Here is a 14,963-nt window from a genome sequence, read left to right as displayed (position 1 = left end):
AAATGAAAAAAATACACATCATCGGGCTTGGACTTTTGGGAGGTTCCTTTGGTCTTGGTGCAAGACTGAAATTCCCCGAACTAATCATCACAGGTACTGATTCCAATCCTCAGAACCTCAAAGATGCACTCACTTTAGGAATCATTACCGAAGCCAAAGAAACTCCTGATAAAGATACTGAATTGGTGATTTTGGCTACTCCAGCCGATACCTTGGGAAAAATCCTGATTGACACCCTGAATCAAGTCGGTGAAAACACCTTGGTTTTTGATGTGGGCTCGACCAAATCTAAGCTATGTGCAATGATGGCAGATCATCCCAAGCGAAAGCAATACCTCGCCGCCCACCCGATCGCCGGAACGGAATATTCAGGCCCAAAAGCCGCAATGGCAGATCTCTTAAACAGAAAAGTATTGATCATCTGCGAACTGGAAAAAACCGATTTGCACCTTAAGGAGAAGGCTTATCAGCTTTTCGATGCTTTGAATGTGAAGTTGCGTTTTATGGATCCTGAGGAGCATGACAGGCATTTGGCTTTTGTCTCTCACCTTTCTCACATCTCCTCCTTTATGCTTGGGGAAACTGTCCTGCAAAAGATGGCCGATGATAAAAACATCTTCGATATGGCAGGCTCAGGTTTTGCCTCCACTGTCCGTCTGGCAAAATCAAGCCCTGCGATGTGGGCACCGATATTCACAGAAAATAAAGTAAATATCCTGAGTGCACTGGATGGCTACATCGCCAATCTGACCGCTTTCAGAGCAAAAATTGCCAACGACGATAACAAAGGCCTCTTTGAGGAAATGGCCGAAATCAATAAGATTCGGGATATTTTGGAGCTTGGAAAATGATTTGAAATTCGAGATTTGAAATTTGAATAAGAAAACCACGGAGCGATTCGTGGTTTTTTATTTGTGTCCATTTCCCGCTGATCTCCCGCTGAAAAATTCGCAGATGGTCGAGGATTTTCTCGTGTTTACTTTGCACATCCTGCTATTGTGAGTGTCTCACGGCTTTTCAAAAAAAAGAATAAAAGTGAGTGATGACACTCACTTAGGCGACAATTCCAATAACGACAAAAGGAAAATTTGCTCCTTAAAGAAAAAAATCTGCGCTATTCAGCGAATTTTTCTGCGCCGATCCGCGGGAAAAATAAATCCCGAAAAGCCTTAACTTACTTCATAACTTGCGCTAAGAATATCTAAGCAACCAAAATCAACCCACCTATGAAACCTATTTTACTCTCCTTATTCCTCCTGTTTTCATTCGGAGCATTTTCCCAAGAATCCTGGACCACCATCCAACCCAAGACCGAGGCCACTTCCCGTCACGAGAGTTCCTTTGTGGAATGCGATGGTAAACTTTACGCGCTTGGCGGTCGTGGAGAACGGCCTGTGGATGAATATGATCCCAAAACCAATTCCTGGACCAAGCTGGCAGATGCACCGATGGAAATCCACCATTTTCAGGCTGTTTCTTATAAAAGTGAAATTTGGGTTGTTGGCGCATTGACAGGTAAATATCCTCATGAAACCCCAATTCCAAATGCTTTAATCTTCAACCCTAAAACCAAAACTTGGAGAGATGGCCCAAAACTACCTGAAAACAAAATGCGTGGTTCGGCCGGAGTTTTTGTCAGAAATGACAAAATCTACATGGTCTGCGGAATTCAGGATGGGCACTTCGATGGGTTTGTCCGCTGGTTTGACGAATTGGATCCGCAGACCGGGGTTTGGACATCACTACCCAGTGCACCCAGAGCCCGTGATCATGTGAGTGCGGCATTGGTCGGGGATCGACTATATCTTGCCGGAGGCAGAACTTCCTATGCCAAAATCGGGAAAGTATTGGAGCTGACTAACAATGAAATCGATTATTACGACTTCAAAACATCTACCTGGACTACCATCGAAACAGAAATCCCCACTCCCAGAGCCGGTAATTCGAATCTCGGGATCGGACCATATTTGGTAATTATCAACGGCGAAAGTCAAGCCCAAACTCCGGCCCATGCAGAGGTCGAGGTATTGGATACCCGAACACATACTTGGAGCAAATTACCTAATTTGACTCAGGGAAGACATGGGACCGGTGTGGCATTCTTGGGTGGAAAAATCTACGTCCATGCAGGTTCGGCCAATCGAGGCGGTGGCCCGGAGATCAATACAATGGAAGTGATTGAGTGGAGGAAGTAGGGAGTTGACAGTCGCAGTGATCAGTCTGAGTGGTCAGTAGGCACAGTCACAGTTGGCAGTTATGCAGTAAAAAGTAAGTGGTAAATGGTAAGAAGTGAGTTGGAGTTACGCAATGTACATCATTCAATACCAGGTATTATTAAAACGATTGAACCCCTTGAACCATCAAAACTTTCTTTTTGCCTCGTACCTCGTAAATCGTACTTCTTAAATATTGCAAATTTGAACATAAGTAAACCTTTCGACTGTAGCTCTTTCATTTCTGGTTCGTCTTTTGTCTATACAGCACTGAAAACTCATAAAACTATGAAACGAATCCTGATTTTATTCTTGGCCTTTGCGATAGCCTCACCCCTTTTTGCGCAGCAAATCCAACAAGTCCCACTGATCGAAGTGGAAGGATATGCTGAGCGCAAAATCGCCCCTGACGAGGCTGTTTTTTCTATTAATCTGGAAGAAAAAGCTTTTAAAGTCCCTGATGCAGTAAATGCTTTGAACAAGAAAACCCAAGCTCTGTCGGATGCATTGAAAAAGGCAAAAATCAGAGATTATAAACTGGTGGCTGATAATTACTCCGTCGATGTGAATCGCGTCTATCAAGGTGGTACTAGCAGAGACGACGGTTACGTGGCCCGACAAAGCCTAAGAATTGTCACATCGGTAACCAATGAGGATTTGCAAAAAATCGTCAGTGCAATCCAAAACTCCGGAGACATGAGTTACAATCTTAATTTTGGAATTGCTGAGACTACTCGAAAGTCGCTTGAAAATGCACTTTTGACAGATGCATTGAAAGATGCTGAAGCGCGGGCCATGCTGATCGGAACCACACTGTCTATCAGAGGACTGAGGGTGTTTAGCGTGACGATGGAACCTAATTACAGGCCTCAGCCGATGTACAGCATGAATGCAAAAGTAGCGATGGCTGAATCAGCCGATATGCTGGTTGAAACTGACAATCAGACGCTGACTAAGCGGGTTTATGTAAAATACACCTACTAAAACTTAAAAAGAAAGCCGCTTTTCAGTGGCTTTCTTCATTTTCAGATTAATTTTTTTTAATTACTTTCCTTGATATAGCCCCATCCTTGCTGTTGTTTTAGGATGATTTCCAGGATTCCATCTGGGACGATAATTACACCTGGAATTAGTTGATCGGCAGTGATATTCCTTCTTTTCATCGTTTGTTCACAAATAGCAAATCCAACATTTTTATTGGAAGCCAACGATTTTATTTCCTTTAAAACAGAAGATTTCTCACTAACTACCATATTCACAGATCCTCCATATAGGACCACCTGAAACTTTGAATCTTGGTAATTCTTCGACATTTCAGACACATGCCTCATGGTCGCTTCATGCACCAAAGGATCTGCACTCGTCACATCAAAGACTATTTGCACAGGCTTTTCTTGGGAATACACCTGAATAGAAAGTACGAGGCTTAACAGGATAATCAGATATTTTCTCATGGCTCTTTTCAATATACAATTAGCCTCCGGCGAAAATATATCCGCATCCTGCTTTCTGTGCCCTGCTCAAAGCCCAAACACCTGATGGAACTACCTGAATCCCGGGCAGTACTCCGCTCAACCAATCCTTATTTACCTCCTCAGGGTTGAGTCCAATGTTTTTAGCCACGACACCGCTATAAACTTTCAATGCCAAATTGCAAACACAAAACATGGCACCTCTATCCTGGAGTTGTTTAATTCCCTGGATAATTGGCATTGGGAAATCCCCATCTTTTGGCTCATAATAGAGATTTCTTATTGCAGGAGCGTTGGTACTTTTGTCAGTCAGGGAAAATATCTCCCCAAACTTGTACTTTTCCCAAAGTCTATCCTCCATAGCAAAAGGAATGGCCGAATGACGTAACACCGTCATGGCGGTCATATCTGAATCAGGGATGCCCGTTTCATTATTGGTCATATAAAACGCCCAATTCCAGATGATTGGAAATCCATCATGTGGTGTCGAGCCATCATAAACCACCCGATGAGAGCCTTTGATGCCCTCAAACCATTTGTCTGCCTCATGCAAGGATTCCTTGTTTGAATCCATCAGATTTACCGATGCGGGATGGGTAAATCCTGTCAAACTTCCTGCTGCTGTGCTTAAAGCCAAAGCCCCCAGAAAGTTTCTTCTCGAGTTACTCGTTTTGGGTTTCATGTGTTTTTAATTTGATTATCAATGGTCATCCCAATGTGTGACTTTTAGGTCATGCCTGTCTGCCTCAGGCAGGCTCGATTTCATTAGTGATGTGGATTAGGTTGGATTGTAAGTAATTATAAGCCTGTTTTTGCACCGAACACAAATGCCTATCTAAGTTAAAAATATCTTAAAAAAAATGCTATAAATTATTGATTTTCAATAATTTAATATTTTCATCAGAGTTGATGAAAAATATTGATTTTAAAAAATCAGAAATTATTATTTTTCAAAAAACACTTCCTTTTTAAATGATTTTTTGAATAAAACTTAATTGACTTTTAGGGGAGTATTAGATGAGCGGTTTCCTTGATTTTGAAAGAATTAAGGATATTTAATTCTGAAAAATCCACCCAAAATGAAATCTATCCTTTACTTACCCTTACTGGGCCTTATCGGCTTAGCCTGCACTAAAACTGATCCGATCGTCGGTCAAACAGAAATCACCAAATTCCAAGGAAATAAAAAAGGAGCCATCTCCGTCACCTACGATGATGGCATTGTCAACCAATTCACCATTGCCAAACCCATCATGGATAGCCTTGCGCTACCTGCTACTTTTTACATCATCACGGGAAAAGTGGAAGGTTCGGGCAAAGGAAAATTCATCGGACGAGACCCAAAGGAAATCATCTCCGAGACCGCCAGGATCAAAACTGATTCCACCAACTTTTTCGAGCGGGCCTCTTTGATTGCCTTCACCGGTAGCAGCGAGGCTGAAGACTATCATGCACGCGCAGGTTCGCTTTTTGAGCAGGGAAAAGTAGCCGAGGCACATGCATTGATCGATGAAGGCTACACCAAAATCCGTAGAGGCACAATGAAAAACACCAATGATGTCGTTTTTCACAACAATGCCGAAGATACCACTACTTGGGAGCAGTACAGATCCTACTCGGCCCAAGGTCATGAGATTGCTTCCCACACCGTCACTCATCCCCGATTGGCAGCTCTTGATGAGGTCAACATGCTGTATGAGCTGGAGCAAAGCAAAGCTGACTTGCTCAAATTCATTGGCCCTGAATCCACCTTCAGTGCAGAGGGACCTTATGGAACAGAAAACGAACGGGTAATGGAATTTGCGCATAAAGTCTATCCTTCGCTTCGCAATAGAATGCCCGAAGATTGGCTGGAAGAAATCAACCGTGGCAGCAAAATGACGCCGGGAGAATCCACCAAAGAATATGTACAATGGCAACGTGGGCCGGTGACTCGCATCGATATCACTCAGATGAAAGCTTGGGTAGACACCACCATGTCTCATGACAACAACTGGCTGGTCCTCGTTTTTCACGGAATCGAAAATCTGGGCTGGGAACCAAAAACCAGATCTGAATTGGTGGAGTATTTTTCCTATATGAAGGCAAATGAGCCAAATTTGTGGATTGCTACTTTCCGCGAAGTGACCAAATACCTCCGAGAGCGAAAGGCTACACAGGTAAGTACAGAAGTAAGCAAAAATGCAATCACCGTTGAGCTATCTTCAAGTTTGGATCCTGAGACCTATTCTGTCCCATTGACCCTGAAAACCTATGTTCCGGCTGGTTGGACATCGGTACAACTGGCACAAAGCCAAGGTAACGTTAACCTTGAAGTACAAACAGATGAAAAAGGAAGCTATGTGATTTATGAGGTAAGGCCAGGGAGCGCAAAAGTTTCTTTAAAAAAAGGATCTTAAAAAAGCTTGAAAACCTTCGCATCACAGTTTGACATTGGTACTAAAAGGAGGATGTAAGGGTTGCCCCCTTACATCCTCTTATTTTTTCTAAGCTACTGGCCTAGGTCTTTTGCTTCAATACAACTCTAAAACTGGTCCCTACCCCAACTTCACTTTCGACCAAGATTTCAGCACCAAGGCTGTCAGCAAACTCCTTACTCAGCATCAGGCCTATTCCTGTACCTGATTCTCCTGCTGTTCCTTTTTGGGAATTTACACGGTCCGAAAATAGCTTGGATAGAATTTCAGGTTCTATTCCTTGTCCGGAATCAGTGATTCTAATTTCACTCCCATTCGGGTAATCCACCCTGATTTTCCCCCTCTCGGGAGAAAATTTAATGGCATTCATCAGAATATTTCTCACAATGAAACTTAGCCTTTCCCTGTCTGAATGGACTTCAAGTTCAGTTTGGTTTTCATGTGTGAAATCAAGGTTCTTGAGATTTATTTGAGAAATCAAGAGCTCCACATTTTCATTCACCAATTCTCCAAGCTTAAATGTGCTGAGCTGGACTTCCTCCACTCCCATTTGCTCCCGGGACCAGATTAGTAAGTTGTTGAGCATTTGAGAAAGTGAATGCGTATCCCTTGCTATCAAGGGCATGACTTCTTGCAATTCGTCTTGAGAAAGCAACTTTTTGTCCCAAAGCTGAATAATGCTATGCAATGAGGAAAAAGGAGCACGGAGATCATGGGAAATGACCGAAAATATTTTATCCCGAAATTGGTTGGCTTTGGTTAAAGCTTGATTGGTTTCATTCCAGTGGTCAGCCTGAGATTGAATTCGTCTGTTTTGTTCCTTTGCCAGGACATGGGCATTTTCAAGTTGTACGTGCGCGTTTTTAAGTTTTAGATGGTTTTTTTTCTGGAACCAAAACAAAGTCCCAAAAGCAATTAGAAGTAATCCCGAACCTATCAATAATTCATTTCTTCTTCGAAGGGAAAGGTCAAGGTATTCCTGATCCTGAATCAGCTGCTGATTTTCAAGTTCTTTCCTTTCTGTTTCATATTGAATCAGGAGCTCCTCTCGCACTTTTTGGCGATTATCATTAAAAAGGGCTTCATCTGAAGCTTTCTTCACAACCAAATATTCGTAAGCTGCTTTATAGTCATTTTGTCCCAAAGCAGCCGCTACCAAATATTCTGCAGTGGTGGAAATGTAAAAATGCGAATTGGCATCTTTGGCTAATTGATAGGATTTGAGCGCATATTCTTTCACTTTGGCGTAATCTTTCCCTTGCAAAAAATAGTTGGAAAGCTCATTCAGCACGTTGATTTTATTTTCAACATCCTGATTGGCTTCCGCAATATCCAAGGCTCTTAAAAGATACCCACTCGCTTTTCCCCGGTCACTCATATTCAGCTCTGCCAACTGAGTAAGTGTATTCACTAAGCCATGACTATCCTTCAGTTCTTCTTTGATTTGAAGGGACTTTTGGAGGTAATTCAGCGCAAGATCAAGGTCTTTTTGATCTTGATTTTGTGTCCACCGGTCTTTATGATAATTCCCGAGATTGTTATAAATCAAAGACTGGCCCCGAAGGTTCTTGATCGCCAAACCGTATACTAAGGCTTTTTGGTACATTTCGGCGGCTTTAGCCATTTCCCCATTTCGGTAATAGACATTTCCGATGTTTAGATTAGACTCCAGCATTCCTGTAGAATCTTTCAAGGCTTCGCGGATTTTGAGTGCCTGAAGGTGCGTTTTCAAGGCATCTTCGTAATCTGACCTGATCAGTTGGGCTACACCCATGATGTTGAGTGCGTTTCCTTTAATCTTCTCCAAGCCGAGCTTTTCGGCAAGCCGGATAGCGCTTTTGGCAAAAAAAATGGCTGTATCCTGATCAATGCCATAATAATGCTTGCCAAGGTCATAAAAAAGAACGGCCTTGAGCGAATCGTTTTCGGTTTTGGAAACCAGATGTTGTATACTATCAGGAAAAGCCTGTGGTGATTGAAAAGTGGTCCAAAGGACAAAAAAAAGAACTAACATGCTGAAGAATTAGATTAAATAGGTAATAGGTAAATATGCAGCTATTCAACTTTAATTCACATACCGTTTAAATCGAAAAGTGATATTTTTTTGCGGTTGAGTTGTAAATGCGCAACTCAAAACATCAAGACAGCGATAAAAATGACAATCCCAACAGCCAATCCAAGCACAAATACTTCATAAGCCTTTCGGATTAATTTGTATTTACGATCAAGCACTTTGCCTTGGTAATAAAGTGAAACTGACATATGATCCTGAATGGAGTCTTTTTCCAAGAGCATTTTTCGGGTTTCTTCCAAGTAATCTTCCATGGTGTATTTGGCGCTTTCTCCAAAAAACATGAGGCTAGATTTAGGTTTTGCCTCTTGATTTTTTGCTTTCCCGATAATTGATGGTTTGGCAGCCTGAACGGCAAGCATGGTGGAAGTGAGGATCACACCTAAGAATAGTAAAATGGGTATGATGGTTAATGGTGAATTGATTTCGATCAATTGAGACATGGAACCATAGCCCAGGATCGCAATTGTAGATGAAATCACCAAGGCATTAATGCTGATGATAATATTCGCCTTATTGTCTGCGATTTGAAGGAGATTACAGTTATTTTTGAAAGTGACGCGGTAAAAAGTCTGCCTTTCGCGTTCAGTTTTATCCTTATCCTTTTTTTTCTCCAAAATTGGTTCTTCCATAACTTGAGGGTATTTGCTTTGAAATTAAGGAATATTTCATACCGAGTATCAAGTATTAGGTAGTTTTTCTATGGAAGAGTGTCCAGTCTTTAGGGTTAAGACGAGACTTAGGTTTATTCACAGTTGGCCCCGAAAACCACAGATTAATTGCATCTGTGACAATCTGAGCCATCTGTAAGCTTTTTTAAGAAAAGAAGGCAATCACCAGGACTGCCTTTCATTTTTTCAGATTTCTGAATTTATCTTTCTGACTTAAAATTCCATCCAGGCTCATTACTGAATTCTCATTAATATTTTTCCGCTGATTTGCGCTGAAAAAGCCGCTGAATTCCGCTGATTTTTTTCTTCTCATCTGTGCTTATCTGCGTCATCTGTGAGCCAAAAAAAGACAGCCAATTAAGACTGCCTTCCAGATTTCTGATTTTATACTTCTGACTTAACTTTCTGCCAACTGTGACTGAACACTGGAAATATCCCGCTGATCTGCGCGGAATTCCGCTGATTTTTTTCTTCTCATCTGTGCTTATCTGTGTCATCTGTGAGCCAAAAAAAGACAGCCTAACTAAGGACTGCCTTTCATTTCTTCAGATTTCTGACTTGACTTTCTACCAACTGAGACTGAATACTGAAAATATCCCGCGGATTTGCGCTGAAAAATTCGCTGAGCTACGCAGATTTTTTTTCTTATCTGTGCTTATCTGCGTCATCTGTGAGCCAAAAAAAAGACAGCCAATTAAGACTGCCTTTCAGATTTCTGATTTATACTTCTGACTTAACTTTCTGCCTACTGTGACTGAACACTGTAAACTGCCTACTCCACAAACGGTTCCTGCTGACTCAGGCAATGAAATGATCCCAATCCCCAGATAATATCCGTGCTGTCAATGCCAACAACTTTTCGATCTTTGAAGCAATCGCTCAGAATATCCAAAGCCTTTTGGTCATTTTTATCCCGGAAGGTCGGAACTACCACGACCTCATTTCCGATGTAGAAATTAGCATAGGAAGCCGGAAGTCGCTGTTCCTCCCAAATTACCATACCCGGCATCGGGAGCTCCACAATATTGAGTTGCTTTCCGTCTTCCAGCCGCATCTTTTTCAAAAGTTTAAGATTCTCCTCCAGAATTTCATGGTTTTCGTCTGACTTGTTTTTCTCAATCACCGTGACCACCGTGTCTGCATTTACAAATCGGGTGATGTCATCGATATGTCCATCGGTATCGTCTCCAACGATCCCATCCCCTACCCAGAGAATATGGTTTACTCCATAGTAATCTCGAAGGTATTTTTCGATCTGAGATTGGTTCAGGGTTGGGTTTCGGTTCTCATTTAGCAGACAAGCCTTGGAAGTAAGCAGGGTTCCTTTTCCGTTGAATTCCACCGAACCACCTTCCATGACGATCCCTGGTCGAAAGCTGGGAATGCCCAAATGCGTCGCTATGTGCAGTGGAATCATGTTATCCAGGTCATGCGGCGGGTATTTCTCACCCCAGGCATTGTACTCCCATTTGACAATTGCTTTTTTATACTCCGAATCTGGGTTTATTAAAAATGCAGGACCATGATCCCGGCACCATGCATCATTTGTTGGAAACAAGTGAAAAGTCACATTACTGAGTTTCACTCCAGCTTCCTTCAGGTGCTTCAGGGCGAAAGCTTTCATTTCGGCATCGGCCACATTGATATTAACCTTCTGACCTGCGGCTACTTCCTTGACAAATTGAGAATAAGGCGCGTAGATCGTGTCGATTTTTCCAGGCCAGGATTCTTCCTTGTGTGGCCAACTCAGCCACATGGATTCCTGGGGTGCAAATTCCGCAGGGAAATAGTAGCCCAATTCTGCCGGAGTCGCTGCTCCGGATCTGGCAAGTTCAAAAACGTCTCTCATGCCTATTCTTCGTCGAGGTAGCGCTTGGTAATCGGTGCATAGGAGTCAATGCGACGGTCTCTCAGGAATGGCCAATGCGTGCGGTAGCGATCCGACCCGGTCAAGTCCAACTCCTCCACATGAATCTCTTCTTCCAAGTGAGGGGCTTTGTAGGTTACTCTTCCAAAAGCATTGGACACAAAAGACCCTCCCCAAAACTGCATCGGCCCTTCTATTCCGGTTCGATTTACTGAAACTACAGGAATACCATTAGCCACGGAGTGTGAACGCTGAATCGTCTGCCAAGCATTGTATTGATCATCGTTGGTCTGCTCATCCTGATGAAGCGCCCAACCGATTGCGGTAGGATACACCAAAAAGTCGGCGCCTTTCAATGCCGTAATTCGGGCTGCTTCCGGATACCATTGATCCCAGCAGATGAGGACGCCGATTTTGCCGAATTTGGTTGGAAAAACCTTGTAGCCCAAGTCTCCCGGTGTGAAGTAAAACTTCTCAAAATAGCCCGGATCGTCAGGAATATGCATTTTTCGGTATTTACCGAGATAGGTTCCGTCAGAATCCAAAACAGCCGTGGTGTTATGGTAAAGCCCTTCCGCTCTTTTTTCAAAAAGCGAAGCAACGATCACCACCCCAAGTTCTTTGGCCAAGGCTCCCATGGCATCTGTAGAAGGACCGGGAATGGCTTCGGCAAGGAGAAAATTGTCATAATCCTCTACATCGCAGAAGTAGAGCGATCTAAAAAGCTCCTGCAAGACAATGACTTGAGCACCCTTTTGGGCAGCAGTGCGAATGCCTGCGAAAGTTTTTTCCATATTTTCGGCCACATTCCCAGAGCAACTGAGTTGGACCATTCCTACTTTGACGGTTTTGTTTGCCACGAGTTAAAAGTTTGGATGAGGATGTAAAGGTAGCTTGGATGGGGTGGAATGGCAAATGAGGAGTTAAATTGCAAGATTTGAAAATTGAAAAATTGGAAGGTTAGAAGTTGGACCTAGTTCCGTTCTAGTTAAACAAAAGTCAATTAGACAAAATTTTTGTAATCTCTGCTCTGATGCAAAATCCTAACTATCAAAATCCCTTCCTCTTCAATAAGGTAAAATATCAGATGGGACTTATAGATAAATTCCCTTAAACCTCGATACAAAAAATTGGATTCTTTTCCCAAATAAGGAAATTGAGCCAAATTCAATAAAGTTTCTTCTAACCCTGTGGTATATTTTTCCGCTTGAGGATATCCAAATTGTAAGATCCCATAAGTATAAATTTCAGTGAGATCTTCCTCAGCCTTTAACGATAACCTAAAGCTTGCCATCAGCTTTCAACTGTACTTCTACGTTTCTCAGAATATCTGAAAAAGATTTGGTGGATACACCAGAGTCTATTCCCTCCTGAATTGCAATTTTCAAATCTTGAAATTTACTTTTTCGATCTTGGTCTTGGCGAATAAGATGTCGAATGTATTCAGACTCATTGGTAAAATCCCCACCTTCAATTTGAGCTTTGATCCATAAATCCTGTTGATCTGTGAAAGTCAATGTTTTTCTAATTGTAGACATAGTAAGTTAATTTACACCAATATTCATACGATTGATGCAAATTATTGTTTACACTTCAAAAGTCAATCACCTCTTCTGGCTTTTCTCGAGTTTTCAAAAAAATAATTGTTCACAGAATATTTCGAACATGTTCAACTTAGAATTTGATTTTAGAAGCGAATTCATCACTTTGACCTCATGGACTATCAGGAGTTAATAGACGAAGTTTACCATGAAATAAAGTCGGCAAATCCACGGGGAAAAGTGGCTGACTATATCCCTGAACTGGCTAGCGTGGATGGGGATAAATTTGGAATAGCCTTGGTGGATTTGGAAGCAAATATCTTCGGCGCGGGCGATTATCAAGAAGCGTTTTCCATCCAGAGTATTTCCAAGGTTTACACGCTCGCCATGGTGGCTCGCATTTTTGAAAGCAAACTCTGGTCACGGGTGAATGTGGAGCCTAGTGGGGATCCATTTAATTCAATCGCGCAACTGGAATTTGAGAAAGGCATCCCAAGAAATCCATTTATCAATGCTGGAGCTCTTGTGATTACCGATGCGCTGACCTCCAAGTTTGATGATCCTATCGCAGAAGTCAGCAAGTTCATCAATGAACTAGTAGGAACAGCGTGTATCAAAATCAATCAGGAAGTGATGAATTCTGAACTCAAACACTCAGAGCGAAATATTGCTTTAGGATACTTTTTAAAAGCTTTTGAAAATTTTGACAACAACGTGGAAGAAGTAGTAAAAACCTATGTCGCCCATTGTGCCATGGAAATGACTTGTGTGGACTTGGCAAGGTTCTTTTTTGGCAAATGATGGCTATTCCATTTATGCCAAGCGGGAAATAGTTACAGAAAGCTATGCAAGGCGAATCAATGCCATCATGCTGACCTGTGGATTTTATGATGAAGCGGGAGAATTCGCCTATCGGGTGGGCCTTCCCGGCAAAAGTGGTGTCGGTGGCGGAGTGGCTGCGGTCATGCCCCACAAATTCAGTATTGCTGTCTGGAGTCCTGAACTCAATGAAAAAGGAAATTCTGTCAAGTCGATTATGGCTTTGGAACTGTTGACGGATAAGTTGAAGTTTTCTTTGTTTTAGGGAGCTGAAGGATGCTCTTCCTTGGAAAATGGGGCTTTGGAATCGTAGGTAAAACCATAGATTCTCAATTTTTAGGCACCGAAACTGCCGGAATCTCCTTGCTTCACATAGATTTAGTCTTCCCCCATCATCAGATCTAAAAACTCCTCAATTGAGACTTCACCTGCCTTGACCTTCTTGTAAAAAGGTTCGACGACTTTAAGTGCAGCCTCAGCGAGTGCAGTTTCGACAAGTGGATGCAAAGGAAAAGAAATGAGTACAAAATGATCTTCGAGTAGGTCAAATAGAAAAGAAGCAGCCCTCAGTTGCCCTGTTTTGGCATAATAGTAAATCCAAGGCGAATAGAAGGACTGTAACTCTGTGATATGAAATTTCTCTCTCTCAGGTAAAAAATCCTGGATTTTCGTGAAATCGTTCATCGCCTCTGGAATGGAATCGACCTCACCCATTTCAATCAAGGTTTGCGCATGACAGGATAAGCCAAACAAGTAGTCGGGGAATTTCGCTTTCATCTCCAAAGCGACTTCCAAAGATTGAGGCAAATCTCCGCTTCGTTGAAAATACTCCCATTTGTACTGATGCAAGATTCTGTTTTTGGGATACTTCTTGATCCCGGTTTCAATCATTTTCAGTAGCTCCGGATCAGCCTCATCAAATTCCAAATCAGAAAATTCGAGTCTTTCATAGACCTCAGCCATGTATTTTTGCTCTTCCTTCGTGAAGGAATACTTGGAGGTAGGCTCGTCAGTGTGAAAAATCTCCAAAAATGGAGCAAACATTGGCTCCTCGATCATTTCATCATAAGAGTATTCGGGTAACCTGGTAAGCGTGTAAATCACAATTTCGTTGGTTAATTTTACAAAATTTCCCTCCTCATAAAATTCCTTCCAATCCCATTCATCCCAAGTGAAACATGGTTCTGAATATTTATCCTCCATATCTTCCTCATCGAAATCATCCTCATCCAAGAAAGGATCAAAATCATTTCGGATAATTTCATACGAACCGGCTTCCCCATATTTCAATATTTGCCGCTCAAAATAAGGGGCTCGTTCATCATCAAAATTCAGGTAAAGCTGCGCTTTTCCACCTTCGCCAAGAGGCACTTCGATCCTCGGAAAATCGTCCGAATCCTCATTCAATATCATCTCTGCATACCTAAAATCTTCATGTGGAGCAATCCCATATTCATCAGCAAAAGCGACGGATTCAAAAATTACATTATGAATTAACTCGTAGGATACAGGTTCAAAATCCAACATTAACTCTTCCCTATAAGTATCCAAAATTTCCCGATAGAGGGATTCGGGTTCGTTGACAAAAAACAGGACATCCTTGACCCCCGTACATAATAAATCTACCAAAACGGAAATGAATGTTACATTTCCATTCACATGCTTCCTGGAGAAGATCACCGGGAACTTCTTGATTTCTTCCCAATCTTTTGGAAGAAGGCACTCGAAAACCGGCAGTTTCCGAGCATTTCCAGTTTTCAAATAAGTGATAGGATTAAAAGTGGTTTTTTGGGGTTTGGGCTTCTTTTTTGTCATGGTCCTAACTTTTGTACCACAAGGTAAAGTCTCCTTTAAAAACATTCATCCATTTTCCAATTTATCTATTTCAAACA

General features: G+C 42.1%; 13 protein-coding genes and 1 pseudogene. 5 read left to right on the top strand and 9 right to left on the bottom strand.

Annotated features, from left to right (window positions below; genetic code table 11):
• Positions 1-2: 2 nt before the first annotated feature.
• From Q8M62_RS08300 to Q8M62_RS08290, 3 genes are all read left to right on the top strand, one after another.
• Entirely contained in the window at positions 3-851 is an 849-nt protein-coding gene (locus Q8M62_RS08300; protein WP_304900644.1) for a prephenate dehydrogenase, read from the top strand.
• A gap of 375 nt (positions 852-1,226) precedes the next feature.
• A complete protein-coding gene (locus Q8M62_RS08295) occupies positions 1,227-2,195 on the top strand; it encodes a kelch repeat-containing protein (protein WP_304900645.1) in 969 nt (322 codons plus the stop codon).
• Positions 2,196-2,501: 306 nt separating this feature from the next.
• Positions 2,502-3,197, top strand: coding sequence for an SIMPL domain-containing protein (locus Q8M62_RS08290; protein WP_304900646.1), 696 nt, complete (start codon positions 2,502-2,504; stop codon positions 3,195-3,197).
• 56 nt (positions 3,198-3,253) lie between these two features.
• Here the strand turns inward: Q8M62_RS08290 and Q8M62_RS08285 are convergent, their stop codons facing one another.
• On the bottom strand, positions 3,254-3,667 hold the full coding sequence (locus tag Q8M62_RS08285) for a DsrE family protein (protein WP_304900647.1): 414 nt from the start codon (positions 3,665-3,667) through the stop codon (positions 3,254-3,256).
• A 19-nt stretch (positions 3,668-3,686) separates the two neighbouring features.
• Positions 3,687-4,367, bottom strand: coding sequence for a twin-arginine translocation signal domain-containing protein (locus Q8M62_RS08280; RefSeq protein ID WP_304900648.1), 681 nt, complete (start codon positions 4,365-4,367; stop codon positions 3,687-3,689).
• Positions 4,368-4,764: 397 nt separating this feature from the next.
• Between Q8M62_RS08280 and Q8M62_RS08275 the strand changes: the two genes are divergently transcribed.
• Positions 4,765-6,084 carry a polysaccharide deacetylase family protein gene (locus Q8M62_RS08275; protein WP_304900649.1) on the top strand — a complete coding sequence of 440 codons (1,320 nt, stop codon included), beginning with the start codon at positions 4,765-4,767 and terminating at the stop codon, positions 6,082-6,084.
• A gap of 100 nt (positions 6,085-6,184) precedes the next feature.
• Here the strand turns inward: Q8M62_RS08275 and Q8M62_RS08270 are convergent, their stop codons facing one another.
• The 6 genes from Q8M62_RS08270 to Q8M62_RS08250 form a co-directional block, all read right to left on the bottom strand.
• Positions 6,185-8,116 carry a tetratricopeptide repeat-containing sensor histidine kinase gene (locus tag Q8M62_RS08270; RefSeq protein WP_304900650.1) on the bottom strand — a complete coding sequence of 644 codons (1,932 nt, stop codon included), beginning with the start codon at positions 8,114-8,116 and terminating at the stop codon, positions 6,185-6,187.
• A 116-nt stretch (positions 8,117-8,232) separates the two neighbouring features.
• Entirely contained in the window at positions 8,233-8,805 is a 573-nt protein-coding gene (locus Q8M62_RS08265) for a Pycsar system effector family protein (RefSeq protein WP_304900651.1), read from the bottom strand.
• A gap of 811 nt (positions 8,806-9,616) precedes the next feature.
• Positions 9,617-10,693: an agmatine/peptidylarginine deiminase gene (locus Q8M62_RS08260; RefSeq protein ID WP_304900652.1), complete on the bottom strand. Its 1,077-nt coding sequence runs from the start codon at positions 10,691-10,693 to the stop codon at positions 9,617-9,619.
• A 2-nt stretch (positions 10,694-10,695) separates the two neighbouring features.
• Positions 10,696-11,544 carry a carbon-nitrogen hydrolase gene (locus tag Q8M62_RS08255; protein WP_304900722.1) on the bottom strand — a complete coding sequence of 283 codons (849 nt, stop codon included), beginning with the start codon at positions 11,542-11,544 and terminating at the stop codon, positions 10,696-10,698.
• A gap of 170 nt (positions 11,545-11,714) precedes the next feature.
• Complete coding sequence (locus Q8M62_RS21560; RefSeq protein ID WP_370690550.1) at positions 11,715-12,005, bottom strand: type II toxin-antitoxin system RelE/ParE family toxin; 291 nt, start codon at positions 12,003-12,005, stop codon at positions 11,715-11,717.
• Positions 11,992-12,249, bottom strand: a complete 258-nt coding sequence (locus tag Q8M62_RS08250; protein ID WP_304900653.1) for a type II toxin-antitoxin system ParD family antitoxin — start codon at positions 12,247-12,249, stop codon at positions 11,992-11,994. The genes Q8M62_RS21560 and Q8M62_RS08250 overlap by 14 nt, the downstream gene beginning before the upstream one ends.
• Positions 12,250-12,426: 177 nt before the next feature.
• Between Q8M62_RS08250 and Q8M62_RS08245 the strand changes: the two are divergent.
• Positions 12,427-13,336 (top strand): annotated as a pseudogene (locus Q8M62_RS08245) (glutaminase).
• Between the two features lie 113 nt (positions 13,337-13,449).
• On the opposite strand, the gene Q8M62_RS08240 reads toward Q8M62_RS08245, so the two are convergent.
• On the bottom strand, positions 13,450-14,886 hold the full coding sequence (locus Q8M62_RS08240) for a M48 family metallopeptidase (RefSeq protein WP_304900654.1): 1,437 nt from the start codon (positions 14,884-14,886) through the stop codon (positions 13,450-13,452).
• Between the last annotated feature and the right edge of the window lie 77 nt (positions 14,887-14,963).

Source organism: Algoriphagus sp. (assembly GCF_030694375.1).
Classification (GTDB): Bacteria; Bacteroidota; Bacteroidia; order Cytophagales; family Cyclobacteriaceae; genus Algoriphagus.
The sequence above is the reverse complement of the archived record's forward strand: the minus strand, read 5'-3'. Positions and strand labels throughout refer to the sequence as shown.